22 protein-coding genes are annotated in these 17,679 nt (G+C 60.0%); 10 read left to right on the plus strand and 12 right to left on the minus strand.

Going from position 1 to position 17,679, the window contains the following annotated elements; translation table 11 throughout:
• Both P8X48_07770 and P8X48_07775 read left to right on the plus strand, forming a co-directional pair.
• Positions 1–1,574 (plus strand): MFS transporter (locus tag P8X48_07770; protein ID MEJ2107210.1); only part of this gene is annotated, 1,574 nt, incomplete at its 5' end.
• Positions 1,575–1,677: 103 nt separating this feature from the next.
• Complete coding sequence (locus P8X48_07775; GenBank protein ID MEJ2107211.1) at positions 1,678–1,812, plus strand: hypothetical protein; 135 nt, start codon at positions 1,678–1,680, stop codon at positions 1,810–1,812.
• Between the two features lies 1 nt (position 1,813).
• Here P8X48_07775 and P8X48_07780 read toward each other — a convergent pair whose 3' ends face one another.
• Positions 1,814–2,590 carry an exodeoxyribonuclease III gene (locus P8X48_07780; protein ID MEJ2107212.1) on the minus strand — a complete coding sequence of 259 codons (777 nt, stop codon included), beginning with the start codon at positions 2,588–2,590 and terminating at the stop codon, positions 1,814–1,816.
• A 109-nt stretch (positions 2,591–2,699) separates the two neighbouring features.
• Here P8X48_07780 and pyrE point away from each other — a divergent pair, with 109 nt between their 5' ends.
• Positions 2,700–3,356, plus strand: coding sequence for an orotate phosphoribosyltransferase (pyrE, locus tag P8X48_07785; GenBank protein MEJ2107213.1), 657 nt, complete (start codon positions 2,700–2,702; stop codon positions 3,354–3,356).
• A gap of 57 nt (positions 3,357–3,413) precedes the next feature.
• On the opposite strand, the gene P8X48_07790 is transcribed toward pyrE, so the two are convergent.
• The gene (locus P8X48_07790; GenBank protein MEJ2107214.1) at positions 3,414–3,809 is read right to left on the minus strand and encodes a polymer-forming cytoskeletal protein; all 396 of its coding nucleotides are present in this window, start codon (positions 3,807–3,809) and stop codon (positions 3,414–3,416) included.
• A gap of 37 nt (positions 3,810–3,846) precedes the next feature.
• Positions 3,847–4,602 (minus strand): sulfite exporter TauE/SafE family protein, encoded by a 756-nt coding sequence (locus P8X48_07795; GenBank protein MEJ2107215.1) that lies wholly within the window; start codon positions 4,600–4,602, stop codon positions 3,847–3,849.
• A 114-nt stretch (positions 4,603–4,716) separates the two neighbouring features.
• Here P8X48_07795 and P8X48_07800 point away from each other — a divergent pair, with 114 nt between their 5' ends.
• Positions 4,717–5,370: a DUF4124 domain-containing protein gene (locus P8X48_07800; GenBank protein MEJ2107216.1), complete on the plus strand. Its 654-nt coding sequence runs from the start codon at positions 4,717–4,719 to the stop codon at positions 5,368–5,370.
• Between the two features lie 7 nt (positions 5,371–5,377).
• Here P8X48_07800 and P8X48_07805 read toward each other — a convergent pair whose 3' ends face one another.
• Both P8X48_07805 and P8X48_07810 read right to left on the minus strand, forming a co-directional pair.
• Positions 5,378–5,797 carry a molybdenum cofactor biosynthesis protein MoaE gene (locus tag P8X48_07805; protein MEJ2107217.1) on the minus strand — a complete coding sequence of 140 codons (420 nt, stop codon included), beginning with the start codon at positions 5,795–5,797 and terminating at the stop codon, positions 5,378–5,380.
• Between the two features lie 74 nt (positions 5,798–5,871).
• A complete protein-coding gene (locus P8X48_07810) occupies positions 5,872–6,102 on the minus strand; it encodes a MoaD/ThiS family protein (GenBank protein ID MEJ2107218.1) in 231 nt (76 codons plus the stop codon).
• A 305-nt stretch (positions 6,103–6,407) separates the two neighbouring features.
• On the opposite strand from P8X48_07810, the gene sat reads away from it, so the two are divergent.
• From sat to P8X48_07840, 6 genes are all read left to right on the plus strand, one after another.
• Entirely contained in the window at positions 6,408–7,619 is a 1,212-nt protein-coding gene (sat, locus tag P8X48_07815; GenBank protein MEJ2107219.1) for a sulfate adenylyltransferase, read from the plus strand.
• Between the two features lie 99 nt (positions 7,620–7,718).
• Complete coding sequence (gene aprB, locus P8X48_07820) at positions 7,719–8,183, plus strand: adenylyl-sulfate reductase subunit beta (protein ID MEJ2107220.1); 465 nt, start codon at positions 7,719–7,721, stop codon at positions 8,181–8,183.
• A 46-nt stretch (positions 8,184–8,229) separates the two neighbouring features.
• Positions 8,230–10,188 carry an adenylyl-sulfate reductase subunit alpha gene (gene aprA / locus P8X48_07825; protein MEJ2107221.1) on the plus strand — a complete coding sequence of 653 codons (1,959 nt, stop codon included), beginning with the start codon at positions 8,230–8,232 and terminating at the stop codon, positions 10,186–10,188.
• A gap of 70 nt (positions 10,189–10,258) precedes the next feature.
• Positions 10,259–11,191, plus strand: coding sequence for a YkgJ family cysteine cluster protein (locus P8X48_07830; GenBank protein MEJ2107222.1), 933 nt, complete (start codon positions 10,259–10,261; stop codon positions 11,189–11,191).
• Positions 11,192–11,322: 131 nt separating this feature from the next.
• Positions 11,323–11,856, plus strand: a complete 534-nt coding sequence (locus P8X48_07835) for a lipid-binding SYLF domain-containing protein (GenBank protein MEJ2107223.1) — start codon at positions 11,323–11,325, stop codon at positions 11,854–11,856.
• 200 nt (positions 11,857–12,056) lie between these two features.
• On the plus strand, positions 12,057–12,380 hold the full coding sequence (locus P8X48_07840; GenBank protein MEJ2107224.1) for a hypothetical protein: 324 nt from the start codon (positions 12,057–12,059) through the stop codon (positions 12,378–12,380).
• A 36-nt stretch (positions 12,381–12,416) separates the two neighbouring features.
• Here P8X48_07840 and P8X48_07845 read toward each other — a convergent pair whose 3' ends face one another.
• The 7 genes from P8X48_07845 to P8X48_07875 form a co-directional block, all read right to left on the minus strand.
• The gene (locus P8X48_07845; GenBank protein ID MEJ2107225.1) at positions 12,417–13,268 is read right to left on the minus strand and encodes a metal-dependent hydrolase; all 852 of its coding nucleotides are present in this window, start codon (positions 13,266–13,268) and stop codon (positions 12,417–12,419) included.
• Between the two features lie 48 nt (positions 13,269–13,316).
• Positions 13,317–14,078 (minus strand): sulfite exporter TauE/SafE family protein, encoded by a 762-nt coding sequence (locus P8X48_07850; protein ID MEJ2107226.1) that lies wholly within the window; start codon positions 14,076–14,078, stop codon positions 13,317–13,319.
• 13 nt (positions 14,079–14,091) lie between these two features.
• Positions 14,092–14,598: a FixH family protein gene (locus P8X48_07855; protein MEJ2107227.1), complete on the minus strand. Its 507-nt coding sequence runs from the start codon at positions 14,596–14,598 to the stop codon at positions 14,092–14,094.
• A 2-nt stretch (positions 14,599–14,600) separates the two neighbouring features.
• Positions 14,601–16,019, minus strand: a complete 1,419-nt coding sequence (ccoG, locus tag P8X48_07860; GenBank protein ID MEJ2107228.1) for a cytochrome c oxidase accessory protein CcoG — start codon at positions 16,017–16,019, stop codon at positions 14,601–14,603.
• A 93-nt stretch (positions 16,020–16,112) separates the two neighbouring features.
• Entirely contained in the window at positions 16,113–16,382 is a 270-nt protein-coding gene (locus P8X48_07865; GenBank protein ID MEJ2107229.1) for a hypothetical protein, read from the minus strand.
• A gap of 85 nt (positions 16,383–16,467) precedes the next feature.
• Positions 16,468–17,412, minus strand: a complete 945-nt coding sequence (gene ccoP / locus P8X48_07870) for a cytochrome-c oxidase, cbb3-type subunit III (GenBank protein MEJ2107230.1) — start codon at positions 17,410–17,412, stop codon at positions 16,468–16,470.
• Positions 17,405–17,679: CcoQ/FixQ family Cbb3-type cytochrome c oxidase assembly chaperone (locus P8X48_07875; protein ID MEJ2107231.1), on the minus strand; the 275-nt coding region annotated here is incomplete at its 5' end. The genes ccoP and P8X48_07875, both read right to left, overlap by 8 nt.

A 17,679-nucleotide genomic window follows, 5' to 3' on the forward strand; every position in this document is an offset into this window, starting at 1 on the left:
CGGAAAGACCAAAAGGTTGGCGCGCCGACTGGCTCGCGATGAAGAGCTGGCGCACGGCTACCGTCAGCCTGCTGTCCTTCTCATCCGGCAAGCCCCAGGGCCTGGTGTGGATCGCGATTCCAACCTGGCTCGCGCGCGAAGGTGTGGACATCCGCATCATCGGACTGTTCACCCTGGCTCAGGCCCCCTGGACCTTCAAATTCGTCTGGACCCCGAACATGGACCGCTACAAGCAGCCGGTTCCAAAACTTCAAGGCAAACTCGGCTGGACCTTGTTCATGCAAGTGGGGCTACTGGTGACCACGCTGGTCCTGGGAGGCGTGGCGCAACAGCCGGATGCCATCTGGATTATCGGCGCCCTGACCCTGGCCATTGCCTTTGCCTCGGCCAGCCAGGACATCGCCATCGATGCCTACGCGGTCGAGATCCTGCGCCCAAACGAGCAGGGCATCGCCGTGGGTGCGCGCACGGCCGTGTACCGGGCGGCCATGTACGTGGCCGGCGGGGTGACCATCACCCTGGCCGGACTGTGGTCGTGGCCAACCATGTTCGCGGTGCTGGCAGTCCTGTATTTGCCGATGATGGTCGTTACCGTCTTTGCGCCCCGGCCCGAAGCGGGCGAACAGAGGCCCCCGCGCTCCCTGCGCGCCGCCGTGTGGGAGCCCTTTCTAGGCTTCATGCTGAAGCGGCGGGCACTGGAAATCCTTGCCTTCGTCATCCTGTACAAGCTGGCGGACAACCTCGCCACGGCGCTGGTACGACCCTTCCTCGTTCAGGTGGGATTCAACAACTTCGATGTCGGCATCGCCACCGCCACCATCGGATTGATCGCCACCCTGTTTGGCACCTTCGTCGGCGGTGCACTGACCACCACCATGGGTCTGGGTCGAGCCCTGTGGGTCTTCGGCGTCCTGCAGGTGCTGGCGAATTTCGGCTATGTCGCCGTCGCCAGCGTTGGCCTGAACCGGCCGCTCATGTACAGCGCCATGGGCTTCGAGAGCCTCACCACCGGCATGGGTACGGGTGCGTTCAGTGTCCTGCTCCTGCGCATGACACAGAAGGAGTTCTCCGCCACCCAATACGCCCTGTTCTCCAGCCTGTTTGCCCTGCCGCGCCTGTTCGGCGGACCGATCACCGGCATCATGGTGGACGCCATCGGCTGGCGTGATTTCTTCCTGTTCACGATCGCGGCCGGCGTTCCCGGCCTGCTGATGCTGCAACGGTTCTCCCCGCTGGGGACGCGGGAGCCGCAGCTGCACGACCACCTTCATACCGCGCTGACTCGCCTCTCCCGTGCTGCCGTCGTGGCCCGCGCCGTAGTCGGCGGCATCCTCGGCGCGATCACCGCCGTAGCCGTTGCCGGCCTGTTCGAGGCGGTGAAGAACCGGCATCTGCATCCACAACAAACTCTGGACTGGATCAGGCATACCGCCGAGCTGTTCAGCCTGCGGTCGGCCGGCGATTGGCTCACCTGGGTCGGCATTGTCGTGTTCGCCCTCACTACGGCACTGGTGGTGGCCGCCTGGTCCGCTGCCCGATCCGGCTGGGCCACCGGCGGGGATCAGGGCCGCTAGACATCACCGGGGTAGCAAGACCCCCTGACTCCGGGAAACCTTCCGTTGCGGCAAGATCATCTCCACGTCCAAACCAGTCACCAGCCCCCGGACGACGGTTCCGGTGAAACTGCTCCAGGCCGGGGGACTCTATGAATGGCGAGTGAATGCCCGCGATTCCAGCCACGCCAGGAAGCTGGGGGACTTCAATTCCGGTGCCCTGGACAGGGATGTCTCATTCTCCATTGCGGAAAATTGAGTTATAGAAGTTCGTGCTCGTAGTCGATGATCAGCGGCGCATGGTCGGAAAAGCGCTTGTCCTTGTAGATTCGTTCCTTTCGGGCCTGGCCGGCGATTGCCGGGGTCGCCAACTGGTAGTCGATGCGCCATCCCACATTCTTCTCCCAGGCCCGCCCCCGGTTTGACCACCAGGTGTATTGATCGGGTTTCGGATTCAACCCGCGAAACACATCGATGAAACCGACATCTTCGAGCACGGTCGTCATCCACGCCCGCTCTTCCGGGAGAAAACCCGAGTTCTTCTGGTTGCCGCGCCAGTTTTTCAGATCGATCTCCTTGTGCGCGATGTTCCAGTCTCCGCACAGGATGTATTCCCGCCCATCCGTGCGCATTTCCCGCAGGACAGGCAGGAAGCGATCGAGAAAGTCGAATTTCACCGCCTGCCGTTCTTCGCTGCTGGATCCGGACGGGAGATAGAGCGAGGCGATACTCAGGCTTCCAAAGTCCGCCTGAATAAACCGGCCCTCGGCATCGATATCGGGCCAGCCCAGGCCCATGACCACCCGGTCCGGCTGTCTGCGGGCATACAGGGCGACACCGCTATAGCCCTTCTTCTCCGCATCGTGGAAATACCCGTGAAAGCCGTTGGGCGCCAGCATCTCCTCAGTCATCTGGTCGACCTGCGCCTTGGTCTCCTGCAGGCAGACCACGTCCGCGCGCTGGCGATACAACCAGGAAAAGAATCCCTTGCGCGCGGCCGAGCGAATCCCGTTCAGGTTTGCGGTAATAACGCGCACGTACGACTACTCCGACCTGTTGCGAAGACTTTTAGCTTCGGTGAAAAATTCCCAGGAGTTGGCGGTCATGCTTAAATGCGGATTCTCGCTGTACGGAAATGTGTTCGAAGTGAAAGATCACCAGAAAGAGTTTATTGATTTTGCCATAGAAACCGGCGCAATTCGCTTTGGGGAGTTCGTTCTCAAGTCCGGTCGGGTAAGCCCCTATTTCTTCAATGCCGGCCTGTTCGATACCGGCTCCAGGCTTTCTCGTCTGGGTCAATTCTATGCGCACGCGATCGTCGACGCGAAACTTGAATTCGATATGCTGTTCGGTCCTGCCTACAAGGGCATCCCCTTGGTATCGACGACGGCCATCGCCCTCGCGGATCACGAAAACCGCGACGTACCGTTTGCGTTCAATCGCAAGGAAGCCAAGGATCATGCCGAAGGAGGTGTAGTCGTTGGCCATCCGCTGCAGGGGCGGGTCCTGATTGTGGACGATGTGATTTCCGCGGGGATATCAGTCAACGAGGCCGTGGACATCATTAACTCCGCCGGTGCTGAGCCGGCAGGCGTGGCCATTGCGCTGGATCGGCAGGAGCGTGGCGGCAACTCTTTGTCCGCGGTCCAGGAGGTCATGCACCGCCATCAGATTCCCGTGACCAGCATTATCGGGCTCGACACGCTGATCCCGTATCTGGCGGGCAACGAGGCATTGCGCAAGCACGTGGATGCGATTGCCGCATATGGGAACGCCTGGGGCGCCAGGCCCGAAGCTCAATAGCGCTGTTCCTCGAACTGGGTGACCAGGGCCTGCTCCGGCAGGATCGCCGCGGCGAATTCAGCCGCGATCGCGCTTCTCGTCGAAGCGCCGCACGTCCGCCGTTTCCATACTAATAGGGCCCTCGTGGCTGGCGCCGCTGGCGATAGCGATACTGTGGCAGCGCAGATCTCCGGTAACCGCGCCCGCCTCCCCGATCTCGATCTGTTCCCGCGCCACGACGGACCCGCGCACGATGCCATTCACCACGACGACATTGGCCGAGATATTTCCCTCCCAGCTGCCTCCCTCGTCCACCAGCAGGACGCCGTCGAGATCGCAGTCTCCGACCACATCCCCCTGGACCACGTAGTTCCCGCGACCTCTCAACTTGCCCTGAAAACCGCTCCCCGCGCTGAGCATCCCGTCATAGGTGCGGGTCCGATCCAGTGCCCTGCGATTCTTCTTGTCTGCCACGTTGTTTTCCCCTTCGTTATTGCCGGTAGATCAGATCCTAGAATAGCAGCTTGAAACCAATCAGCAGGGTCACGACTTCGAACCCACGCTTGATCCACCGGTTTCCCTTGATGATAGCCCAGTGCGCGCCGAGATAGCCGCCCGCCACCGACCCGAGCAGAAGTACGGGCAACCAGGACCACTGCACATCGCCCAGCAGGCCCAGAGTCAGGGCGCCGGCGCCGTTCCAGAACATGCCGACAAACACCAGCGTGTACGCGACCGCGCGCCGGTAATCCAGTCCGTACCAGCGCACCAGCCACAGGGTGCAGAACAAACCGGTTCCGGACGAAAGGGAGCCGTTTAGCAGCCCAATGAGGAACAGGACGGTGCCCCCGACCACCGTACTGCCGCGGCCGCGCGCGCGGGGTGCGTAGGCGATTCCCAGGTCCCGACGCGAAAGGGAATAGACACCCAGGGCGATGGTCAGAACACCCAGAGCCGTCTGCGCCCAGGACTCCGGTATCCGCAGAACCGTTCCGGCACCGAGGATGACCCCCGGGAGGCCCCAGGCGAGAATCTGGATCGCCAGATCACGTCCGATGGAGCCTTCCCGCCAATGTCGCACGGTGGCCCCGATTCCCAGGGCCACTGTGGCGATCTTGTGGGTAGCGAGGGCGACGGCGAAAGGAAGTCCGAGGAAGATCAGGACCGGAAACTGGACCAGGCCGGCGCCGCCGCCGCTAAAGGCAGAAAAGGTGTTTGCCACGAGCGAGACAACAAGCAGGAACAGCTGCTGGGTCCAATCGATCATGATCCTGTCAACGGCTCGTCAAGGGACAGTTGATCACGGGCGGGAGAAATTTGACAAGCCCGCGGACGCAGACCAATCTTAATCCATATTCAATCGATTTCGCGGAATTTCCTTATGAAGACAAAAATGGTCCTGCTCGCGGCCGGCCTGGTCGGCAGCGCGCTGTTCTACGGTTCGGCGGCCAATGCCGCAATCATGAAATGTCAGGACGCACAGGGTAACTGGCACTACGGCGATCATGCCGCGGCCGCCTGCCGAAAGTCACGTGCCAAGGTCATCGAGTTCTCAACCAAGACCGGTCATGAAACGGTGATGAAATCGGCGCCCACCAGGGAACAGTTGAAGGAACGGGAGGAGGAGGAAAAGGCAGCCGAGGCAGAAAAGAAGCGGAAGGAGGAACAGGCAAAGGAAGACAGGATCCTGCGCGACAGCTACGCCACCGAACAGGACATCATCTTCGAACGCGACCGCAAGCTGAAAGAGCTGCAGGATTCGATCGATGCCAATGAAGCCACGGTGAAATCCCTCAAGGCCGTTCTCGCCCGCAGCGAACAGCGCGTGGCGGAAGAAAAGAAGCGTGGCAAGGTCTCCAAAAGCTCGCAAAAGACCCTGGAGTTCTCGCAGAAACAGGTGGCAGAACACGAGGCATCCCTCGACGACCTGCGCAAACAGCTGGTGGAAACGCGCAAGAAATATGACGAGAATCTGGAACGCTATCGCGACATGAAACGCCGCGAGGCCGCGGGCTCCACTGCGAAAAACCCCTGATCAACCGTCAGGCGTCCCCGGGAGTGACCCAGCGCGGGCCCACGTCCGTCGTTTCCTTTTTCCAGAATGGCGCCCGGGTCTTGAGCTCGTCGATGATATAGCGGCAGGCCGAAAACGCGGCGTTGCGGTGAGGGGCCCAGACGGCAACCAGCACGATAGGCTCGCCGGGACGCAGCTTCCCGACCCTGTGAATCACCATTGTATCCACCAGATCCCAGCGGCCGGCCGCCTCTTCGCTGATCTGTTGCAGGTACGACTCGGTCATTCCGGGATAGTGTTCCAGGGTCATCTGCTTCACCTCGTGCCCCTGATTGAAGTCCCGCAGGGTCCCGACAAACACAGATGTCGCACCGTAGCTACCGGACTCCGGCGCCGCTCCCAATTCGCGCCACGGCTCCAGCGGAGCGTCCTGCACCCTTACACGCATGGCATTACCCCCTTTCGGACAGGTTTTCCAGGATAAATCGGCAAGTACAGACCACAGCACGGGCCACTTGGCGCCTAGCCGCCGGTAACCGGTGGAAAGAAGGCGACTTCGTCCCCATCGCGGACAATGTCCCCGGGCCGGGCATGTTCCTGATTGATCGCAACCAGGGTATTGACGCGCCAGGGGCCGGTCGCCGCCCGAGACCAAACGTCGGCGGCGGTGGCGATCCCGGCTCCGTCGATCTCGTCGCCGTTGCGTCCCAGTTCCTCGCGAATACTGGCAAAGTACTTGACATATATGGTCAATTTATCGCCCCCGGACCCGAAAACTGTCCCCTCTGACCTCGAAAATGGGCTAGCATACCCGGCCCCGTGCCGAGAGGGCCCAGACCAGCCCAGCTTGGTCAGCACGTTTCCTGTAAGTTGCTGATTTTCCGTTGGACATGCCAAGGTCCCGTGAATTGCGCCGGGGTGGACGGAAAAATAAAAGTTCCTTATAGAGCACCACAACAAATCTAATTAGGCTTGGGCGCCACTAGGCTTTAGAGTTTCCCGCCTCCACAGCGCCAGATCAACAGAAAAACACGCAATTTTCGAGGGAAAACGCGATCATGACGAAGCTTGTAAACCCCCATGGCGGCGGCAACCTGAAGCCGCTTCTACTCGACGGTGACGCCTGCAAGACTGAACTGGAGCGCGCCCAATCCCTGAAGCAGCTGCGCATGTCCTCGCGCGAGACCGGTGATGTCATCATGATGGGCATCGGCGGATTCACACCTCTCGACGGATTCATGACCCACGCCGACTGGCAAGGCGTATGCGACGGTTACAGGATGGCCAACGGCCTTATTTGGCCCATCCCGGTGACCCTGTCCTGCGGCAGCGACGCCGACATCAACGAAGGCGACGAAATCTCCCTGGTGGACGGCGAGTCCGGCGACATCATGGCCACCATGAAGGTGACCGAGAAATACGCCATCGACAAAAAGCACGAGTGCATGCAGGTGTACAAGACCACCGATATGGAGCACCCGGGTGTGAAAATGGTGATGGAACAGGGCGATGTTAATCTCGCCGGCCCGATCAAGGTCCTGTCCACGGGTAATTTCGAGAAGGAATACGGCAAGCTGTTCATGACCCCGGCCGAAACCCGTGCCGAGTTCGAGAAACGCGGCTGGAGCACCATCGCGGCCTTCCAGACCCGCAACCCCATGCACCGCTCCCATGAATACCTGGCCAAGATCGCCATCGAAATCTGCGACGGTGTCCTGATTCACTCCCTGCTGGGCAAGCTCAAGCCCGGCGACATCCCCGCCGACGTGCGCGCCAAGGCCATCGATACCTTGTGCACGAACTATTTCGTTGACAACACCGTGATCCAGGCAGGCTATCCGCTGGACATGCGCTATGCCGGTCCGCGCGAGGCCCTGCTGCATGCCCTGTTCCGCCAGAACTACGGCTGCTCGCACCTGATCGTGGGCAGGGACCATGCCGGTGTCGGCGACTACTACGGCCCGTTCGATGCCCACCACATCTTCGACGAGATTCCGGCCGGCTCCCTGGAAACCCAGCCGCTGAAGATTGACTGGACCTTCTGGTGCAACAAGTGCGATGGCATGGCCTCCATGAAGACCTGCCCCCATGGTGCCGAGGATCGCATCCTTCTGTCCGGTACCAAGCTGCGCAAGGCCTTGTCGGAAGGTGAAGAGGTGTCCGAGAAGTTTTCTCGCCCGGAAGTGCTCAAGATTCTGCGCGAGTATTACGGCAGCTTGGCCGAAGACCAGAAGGTCAAGGTCGAGCTCAAGGGCCACTCCGCCCGATAAGATTTTGCCGGGGCCCCTGGCCCCGGCGCCCCGAGCTGCAGCAATGCGGTTGCCTGGCGTTCAACGTTGAACTTCTGACAAGGAAGGACTGGGGTCGCGATGCCTACCTATGTACGTACTGACAAGTGCGACGGGTGCAAGGGTCAGGACAAGGCCGCTTGCGTGTATATCTGCCCGCACGATCTGATGAAGCTGGACCAGGATGGGGCCGATACCGGCCACGCGATGAAGGCCTGGAACCAGGAGCCTGAGCAATGCTGGGAGTGCTATGCCTGCGTCAAGATCTGCCCGCAGAACGCCATCGAATGTCGTCACTATGCCGACGTGGTTCCGCTGGGCGCCTCCGTCCAGCCGCTGCGTAGCAACGACTCGATCCTGTGGAGCATCAAGTTCCGCAACGGCAACCTGAAGCGCTTCAAGTTCCCGATCCGCACCACGGCCGAAGGTTCGGCCGATCCGACCGCCGGTAAGGGCAACAAAAGCGGTGCCGACCTGACCGACTGCGGCGTGTTGTTCACCGAAGATGCGCACGACGGTGACGCCAGCCAGTTCATGGCCAGTTGACCGCGCCTACTCACGACACGTCCCGGCAGATCCCAAGGTAACAACTATGGCCGAATACGATTTTGGCAATCCCGAGGTCGTCGAAGAGGATGTAGATGTCCTCATCATCGGCGGAGGCATGGCTGCCTGCGGCGCGGCGGTGGAAATCATGCGCTGGGACGAGGCGAAGGACTTCAACATCAAACTGGTCGACAAGGCCGCCCTGTCGCGCTCCGGCGCGGTGGCGCAGGGCCTGTCCGCGATCAACACCTACATGGGTGAAAACGATCCGGCCGACTACGTACGCTACGTCCGTGGCGACCTCATGGGCATCATCCGCGAAGATCTGGTGTACGACGTGGGCCGTCACGTCGACAGCTCCGTACACCTGTTCGAGGAGTGGGGCCTCCCAATCTGGAAGCGGCCGGGCGACGAAGGCAAGAAACTCCCTGAAGGTGGCAAGCCGGTACGTTCCGGCAAGTGGCAGATCATGATCAACGGCGAATCCTACAAATGGATCGTTGCCGAAGCCGCCAGAAAGTCGCTCGGGACCGAAAATATTCGCGAACATGTGTTCATCGTAAAACTGGTGAACGACAAGAACGATCCGAAGCGCGTCTCCGGCGCTGTCGGCTTCTCCGTTCGCGAACACAAGGTATTCGTGTACAAATTCAAATGCTGTCTGCTGGTCTGCGGCGGCGCAGTGAACGTATTCCGTCCGCGCTCCGTTGGCGAAGGCATGGGTCGTGCGTGGTACCCGGTGTGGAATGCCGGCTCCACCTACGCGATGGCGCTGGAAGCCGGAGCCGAAGGTACAATGCTGGAGAATCGTTTCGTGCCCGCCCGCTTCAAGGACGGCTACGGTCCGGTCGGTGCCTGGTTCCTGCTGTTCAAGGCGAAGTCCATGAATGGTCTGGGTGAGGACTACCAGGAGAAGAACGCACACCTGCTCGCAGAGGCCGGATACGACAAATACGCCAAGGGCCACAAGATGGGCACCTGCCTGCGTAACCATCTGGCGATTGCGGAATTGAAGGAAGGCCGCGGCCCACTCTTCATCGATACGCCGACGGCAATGGCGAACCTTGCCAAGAACATGACGCCGAAGGAAATCGAGCACCTCGAGGCCGAGGCATGGGAAGATTTCCTCGACATGACCATTGCCCAGTGTGGTGTCTGGGCGGGCGAGAACATCGAACCCGACAAGGAAATGTCCGAGATGATGCCGACCGAGCCCTACCTGCTGGGTTCGCACGCCGGTTGCGCCGGTTTGTGGGTATCGGGTCCGGACGATCTGCCGGGCGTGCCAAAGGAATGGAGCTGGGGCTACCGTGGCATGACCACCGTGCCCGGCCTGTTCACCGCCGGCGACGGCGTGGGCGCCTCCGGTCACAAGTTCTCCTCCGGGGCATTCACCGAGGGCCGCATGGCCGCCAAGGGCATGCTGAAGTTCGTCATGGACAACAAGGGTTTCACGCCGGAGCCTGATACCGGGGTAGACGATCTTGTGGAAGCAGTATACAAGCCGGTGCGCAACTTCCTTGAACACAAGGACTACACCACGACGATCGACGTCAACCCCAACTACATCACGCCCAGGATGCTGCAACTGCGTCTGCAGAAGATCATGGACGAGTACGTTGGCGGTGTGTCCACCATGTACCAGACCAATGCGAGAATGATGCAGGTTGCCGAGCGCAAGTTGGGCATGCTGAAGGAAGATGCGGACAGGATGCGTGCCAAGGACCTGCACGAACTGCTGCGCGCGTGGGAGAACTACCACCGTATCATCGCCGCCGAGGCGCACATGAAGCACATCCAGTTCCGCGAGGAATCCCGCTATCCCGGCTATTACTACCGTGCCGACTTCCTGGCCATTGATGACGACAACTGGAAGTGCTTTGTGAACTCCACCTACGACAAGAACACAAAGGAATGGTCCCTGAGGAAGGTGAAGTATCACATGCTCATCAAGCCGTCCGATGATGAGGCGGATGCCATCGCGCATCCGGGCGCCGAGGTCTGAAAAGACCTGCGTTTGGAAGAAACGGACCGGACACCGGCGGTGTCCGGCATTTTTCCCTGACAGGTGTGGCATGAAACACAACCGATCAAGGCTGGACATCGACATCAAGGATTCGCCCTTCGAGGGGCCGGTGCAGCCGACCAAACTCGGTCTGGAAGACACCGTCCGGTTCCGGTGCCACAAGGGCATGACCTGTTTCAATCGATGCTGCCAGGACATCGATATCCAGCTCACGCCCTATGACGTCATACGGCTGAAACAACGCCTTGGTATGACATCGCGTGACTTCCTGGACGAGTACACCTGGCCGTTTGAAATGGATCACCACGGAATGCCTGGGGTGAAGTTCAGGCCGGTCGACAAGGGCACGGCATGCCGATTCGTGACGGAACAAGGCTGCTCGGTGTACGAGGACCGCCCCGCTGCGTGCCGATATTACGCCATGGGACACATGACCATGCGCAAGCAGGACGCCCCCGAGGCAGATGACGTGTACTTCATGGTGAAGGAAGACCACTGTCTGGGTCACAACGAGCCGCGAACCATCACCGTCTGCGACTATCGCAGGGAGCAGGGGGTCGATGAATACGATGCGCTCACGGCCCATTGGCGCCGGCTCGTGCTGAAGAAGCGCTCCGCCGGACCCACCGTCGGCAAACCTTCGCCGCGCTCGTTCCAGCTCTGGTTTCTGGCGAGCTACGATATCGACGGGTTCCGGGAATTCGTCTTCAGCCGGTCTTTCGAGGAGGTTTTCATCCTTTCCGACAAGGAAAAGGAAAATCTCCGAAAGGACGACGTAGCCCTGATGGAATTCGCTGCCCGTTTCCTGGACCAGGTCATGTTCGGAGTCTTCACCATCAATCGCAGGGCCGACGCGCGCGAGCGGCGTTTGGCCAAGGCGCGCGAGCGCAAGCAGCTCCGCGACAAGGTGGCGCGCATCCTGACCGAAGCGCAGTTCGAAGAGGCGAAAAAGGCCAGCGAATCCGACAGATTACAACAATAACCAAGTGATTAGAGGACTTTTCAGCAGCCCCTCTTCGGAGGGGTCTTTTTTTGCCCGCTTGATCCGGATCATGGTTTCGCAGGGCCGGGTCTCGCATCATAACCCCCGATTCCAACCCTATGGTGAGAAAAATGAAATTGCATCCGACATCCCGAATACTCTTCGTCACCCTGGTGGCGGTCTCGATGTTGGCCGTAGCGGCCGCCGCGCGCGCCGACGCCGACGCCCAGGCCGCGACCACGATCAACACCATCAAAAAGAGAGATCCCGGAATCGATTCGTTCTTCAAATCTTCGTACGCCTATGCCGTCTTCCCAACAATCGGCAAGGGAGCGGTCGGAATCGGCGGGGCCTTCGGCAGGGGAATCGTTTATCGCCACGGCAAACGGATCGGAACCGCGAAGATGACCCAGCTCAGCATCGGTTTTCAGCTCGGCGGCCAGGCCTACAGCGAGGTCATTTTCTTCCAGGACGCGGCCACATTTAATCGTTTTACCAATGGACAGCTGAAGTTTGGCGCGGGTGTGTCCGCTGTGGCGGTGAAGACCGGCGCAGCCAGGCGGGCCAGCTTCTCGCGAGGAGTTGCGATTTTTACCATGGCCAAGGGGGGACTCATGTATGAAGCCTCTGTCTCCGGCCAGGAATTCGACTACAAGAAGGACTAGTATTTCCGGAGTTGAATCAAAAAAAGGGGGCGCCAGCCCCCTTTTTTTCGTCCGCATCACAATTCGTGATCGTCACAAACACAATCTTTCACTTTATTTTTACATTTGCGACTCGAATAATCCTCCGCCAGTAAGCGGCCATACCGGTTGATATGACTGCATCCATCTGATTGTTGATTCCTATCTTGGAGGGCCGAGTGATGAATGGAAATCGTATTCGTTTGGCGGTGGCTGGCCTGGCTAGCGGTGTACTGCTGCTGTCGGCCTGTGCCGGAGGCATGGGTTCAGACTCGAAGGCCGAGTTCGACAAGGCCTACGCAGATGCCTCGTCCGCGTTGAAAGATGCCGAAAAGGTCAAGCATGCCTGGACCACGGCGGAAGATGGGCTGAAGCAATCCAGGAAGGCTGCCGACGATGGCGACTATGCCAGGGCCATCGAGCTGGCGAAACAGTCCAGGGCGCACAGCGAACTGGCAATCCAGCAAAGCAAGACCGAAGACCAGGCACCCATAACGCTCTGGTAACAGGTACGCCCCCCGATCCGGATACCGGATCGGGGGCTAGGTTCGTTTGCCCGGGGCCGCGTTGCGCAGGGCCTGACCCGCGCCCTGCAGAAAATCCGTCACCAGGTGATAGTTGTCCCGCTGCCACGGATGAAAGCCCCTGCGATAGTACATCCAATAGTCGGTAAAGATGGATCGCAGGAATCCGTTGCGGCCCCACATGAAACGCCAGCCATCGATCCACAGCTTCAGGCTGAACAGCCTGCCATCGCGATAGAGAAAGTACGTGGTTCGAAAGAACACGTCGGCCAACAGGCCAATGGTTTCCAGCATCATCACTCCGACACGGAATCCATAGCGTCCCGACACCTGCTGGTACACGTCGAAGGCCACGGCCTTGTGTTCGGTCTCTTCGGCGGCGTGCCATTGCCACAGAAGCCGCATATCGGGATGCATGGGCTCGACCCACAAGTCCGGTCGCGACAAGAGCTGGTGCGCCAGGATCGCGGTGAAGTGCTCGATGGCTGCGGTCGCCGCAAGGGCAAAGCGCGGATGCTTGCGGCACAGCCAGTCCAGGATTCGCTTGTCGAAATCGATGAACCGATCGATCCCTGCATAGCCCTGGCCACGGAGGATTTCGATGTGGTGGTCGTGCTCGATCCCGTGGTAGCCCTCCTGGCTGGTGAAGTCGCGCACTTGGCGCTTCAACTCCTCGCCTTGTATCTGGTCGCGGTAGTACCGTACGCTGCGCACGAAAAACCGTTCGCCCACAGGAAACGTTGAAGACAAGGCGTTGAAGACGTGCGTCTTGAACGGGTGCTGGTCAAACCAGTAGCGTGGAGTATCCGCGGATAGCGTCTCCGGAATGCGCCGCGGGACGATGGCGAGTGCGTAGGGTGCCTGGGCCAAGGTATTGCTCCTCGGACAATTCAGGAGTCCACGGATTGTATCACCCACTCAAGCGCGGGATGGAAGCGTAATTACAGCCACAATGGACGCGGTTTTGTCGTGACTGCTGTGGGCATGTGAAAAAGCCATGCCGAACGTATATACGCCGAAGAGGATCGCCAAACTCCCCAACACGACCCGTACCTTCGCAGTTCGTGCCATGCGAACCAGCCAGGTCCCCGCCCCGCCCAAGACCAGAAGGGTCGGCAGGGTCCCTGCGCCGAAGGCGAGCATGACCAGTGCGCCCTGGCCCGCCCCGCCGCTGGCAAAAGACCAGGCAAGGGCGGAATACACCAGGCCGCATGGCAACCATCCCCAGAGCAGGCCGAGAACCAGCGCCCCCGGCGGCGTCCGCACCGGCAGCAGACGACGCCCGAAGGGTTCGATCCGAATCCAGATCTTGCGTCCCAGATGCTCCAACAGCGCCAGCCCACGCCACCAACCCGCGAGATACAGTCCCATGGCAATCAGAAATCCGGCCGAGAGAAGGTGACCCACAAAGACTGCCTTGTGTGGCGTCAGAATGCCCAGGGTTCCCTGGCCAACGGCGCCGGCGATCGCGCCCGCGACCATGTATGAGGTGATTCTTCCGAGGTTGTAGGCGGACTGAAAGGGAAACATGCGCCATCCCGACTGGCGGCGCGCAGGATCGATTCCGGCGGTCAGGGCGCCAACGATACCGCCGCACATCCCCACACAATGAACCGAACCGAGCAGCCCGGCAAAGAACATTGCCGCCATGGATGCCTGGGTAAGCAGAGTAGGTTCCACTGGTAGCGCCCCGCTAGGTGCCCTCCGGCGCCAGTCGGAAACCGGCATCACCGGGCAGAAACAGGGATCCGGTAAGACGCCAACGTTTTGTCCCCAGTTGCAGGTACCAGTGACCCAGTTCCAGGGGGGACACCAGGCCGAAATAGCGGCCATCCGGCGACCGCTGCAGGACGACATGCTGGTCGAATCCAGCTCGGGTGGCGTGCATCAGCTTGAGCGTGAGTTCCTGCGGCAGCTTCGTATTCGTACCGTCGTGCATCCAGAGAGAGATCGTTCCATGGCTGAGGTCCAGCTTTCCACGGGCCGTCAGACCGAGGGAGGTCGCCGCGCGATCGCGATCCAGCACGCGGTTGATTTCCTTGCCATGCTGGTAGTAGTCGTCATCAACCAGGCCGTCATTGGAAACCAGCGCCAGGCGAAGAAACAGGAATCCATAGACCACGGCGGAGGCCGGGATCAGGATAATCAACCATACATAGGGTTCCCGGTACCACGGCGGGGAATTCTTGTTGTCGATCATGCTCAATCCTCCCAGACCGGACCCAGGAAGCGGGCCTTCTCATCGGCGACCAGCTTCGGATTGTCCCGTGCCTTCAGATGGAAATAAATGGTGCTGGAACGTTCGTGAATCTCGTCGGGTTCCACGTTGACGCGTACGGGTATCTCGACAACATCGCCCGGATCGACACGCAGGGACTGTCCACCCGTATCGAGCTTCATCTCGTGCAGACCGCGCACCGACAAGTCATAATCGTGGGACACCCTGTCCATATTCAGAATCTTGAGCAGATAGACATTCTGTATATCGCCGTCATTGGTCTCCCGGTACAGACTGATACGATCGCGAATCACATCCAGCTCCAAAGGTATGCGTGTAGCCATGGAATACAGGATGGCCGAAAGAATCCCGACCAGCACAAGTGCATACAGGATGATCCTCGGACGCAAAACGTGGATACCCTTGCCCTCCATGGCGTTTTCAGTCGTGTAGCGTATGAGGCCACGCGGATAGTTCATCTTGTCCATGACGCTGTCGCAGACGTCGATACATGCCGCGCACGCGATACACTGATACTGCAGGCCGTTGCGGATGTCGATCCCAGTGGGGCATACCTGCACGCACATGGTGCAGTCGATGCAGTCACCGAGGCCCTGCTCCCCGGGATCGGTGCCCTTGCGTCGGGACCCACGCGGTTCCCCGCGCTTCTCGTCGTAGGAGATGATGAGCGTGTTCTTGTCGAACATCGCACTTTGGAAGCGCGCATAGGGACACATGTAGATACAGACCTGTTCGCGCAGAAATCCGGCATTGCCCCAGGTGGCAACACTGTAAAAGATGATCCAGAAGGTTTCCCACGGGCCCAGTCCAAAGGTCATGATCTTGTGGGCGATGCCTGTGATGGGCGTGAAATATCCAACAAAGGTAAATCCGGTGAACGCGGCAAACAACACCCACACGGTATGTTTGCTGCCCTTGATGGCCAGCTTGCGCGGTGTCCACGGCGCCTGGTCCAGTTTCTGGCGCTTCGGCCGATCGCCCTCGATCTTGCGCTCAATCCAAAGGAATACCTCGGTCCAAACGGTCTGCGGACAGGCGTAGCCGCACCACAGTCTTCCGGCGATGGCAGTAAAGAAAAACAGCGACAGCGCCGCCACGACCATCAGCCCCGTCATATAGAAGAAGTCCTGGGGCCAGAACACCAGGCCGAAGACATAGAACTTGCGCGCCGGTAGATCGAACAACACGGCCTGACGGCCATCCCATTGCAGCCACGGGACGACGTAGTACAGGCCCAGAAGCACAAAGACGCCTACAACTCGCCAGAAGGCGAACAGGCCATGTACCTCTCGGGGATAGATCTTGATGCGCTTGGCGTATAGGGAGCTTTCGACTTCCTCTGCGCCTTCGGGATCTACGCGTTTGCGTTCCGCTTCCGTCATCGTGCAAGAGTCCAGGGCTGCATAAAATCAATAACAATACGTCATCGGGAACCTCCCCGATGACGCGCCTGTTCTCCTCCCTTTTTCTTCTTGTCAGATTTCAGTCTTGGGATCGCCGCGCCATTCACAAGGCCGCTGGAAATAGCAGGTCAGCAGGCACGAGGAGGCGGTCAGGAACCAAAAGAGGAAAAACCCGATGGAATAGGCCCCAAGGCGACTGATTTCGGCGAAACGGGTGCCGGCGAGAATTTCCTGCGGATCGAACGCAGTGAAAAACAGGATCGTGGCTACCCCGGCGGTCAGAAACGACGGCCACAGGACCGCAATGATGCGCTGGATCGTCGGGGTACGTCGCTGATTCATGGTGGCTACTCATCAGTTGCAGAGGCGACACGCTAGCCCATGGAACCCGGGGGCACAAGCCCCCGGAAAAGCCACAGCGCCATGGTCAGTCTCTCGGGGCTTCCGTCAGGCCGTATACGTAGGCCGCCAGCAGATGGACCCGGTCCTCGCCCAGGAACTGGCGGTGGGCCGGCATGCGGCCCGAGCGCCCACTGGTAATCGTCTGGATGATGGCCTGCTGCGAGCGCCCATGCAGCCAGATATCGTCCGTGAGATTGGGCGCACCGATCATCTGGTTGCCCTTCCCGTCCGGACCGTGGCAGGCGACGCAGTATTGCTGGAACACCGCCTTGCCCCGTACGGCCGCATCAGGATTGTGGGGCCGGCCACTCAGGCTGAGAACATACTCGGCGACGTCGAAGATGCCCTCCTTCTTGATCACGGCACCCCAGGCAGGCATGGTCCCCTGGCGACCGTCCAGGATGGTCTTTTCGATCTGCTCCGGTTTGCCGCCATACAGCCAGTCGGTATCGGTCAGATTCGGGAAGCCGCCCGGATTGCCGCGCCCGTCGGTACCGTGACACACGCTGCAGTAGTTCTGGAACAGGCGCGCACCGGTCTTCATCGCTTCGCGGTCTTTCGCCAGCTCCGGGATCGGCATCGCCGCGTACTTCGCATAGATCGGACCGTACTTCTTGTCCGCGTCCTTCATCTGCTGCTCATACTGACCGGCCGAGGTCCAGTGCAGGGCACCGGCCCAGGGACCCAGACCCGGAAACAGGATCAGATAGATCACGCCGAAGAACAAGGTGATGTAGAACAGGTTCAGCCACCAGCCTGGCAAGGGATTGTTCAACTCCTGCAGATCCTCATCCCATACGTGACCCATGGACTCGGCCTTCTTGCCCTTGGGCTGCTTGCCGTGGGACTGCCAGCGAATAAGCCAGAAACAGCCGGCGATCCCGGCCACCACGGCAACGACGATGAACCACTCCCAAAAGCTATTTGTGAATTTGGTCCAGACCCACAAACTGTTGGTGCTCTCAGTCATCGCCCTTGTCTCCGGCTTTTTGTTTCGGATAAACGTATTCCTCGTCCTCGAGCGGCAGGCGCGCGGCTTCGTCAAAGGCGTGTTTCCGCTTTCCGCTCCAGGCCCAGACAAAGATCGCGATAAACACCGCGAAGGCGACGACGGTCCAGATGATGTGAATCAGTACGGGGTCCATGTTATACCTCAGGGTATTGATGTCGGTCCCGAGGACCTGCTGATAGGCAACCACGGCATCCAGCTCGTTCTTGGATTTCAGTGCGTCGGGCG

Source organism: Acidiferrobacteraceae bacterium (assembly GCA_037388825.1).
Lineage (GTDB): Bacteria > Pseudomonadota > Gammaproteobacteria > Acidiferrobacterales > JAJDNE01 > JARRJV01.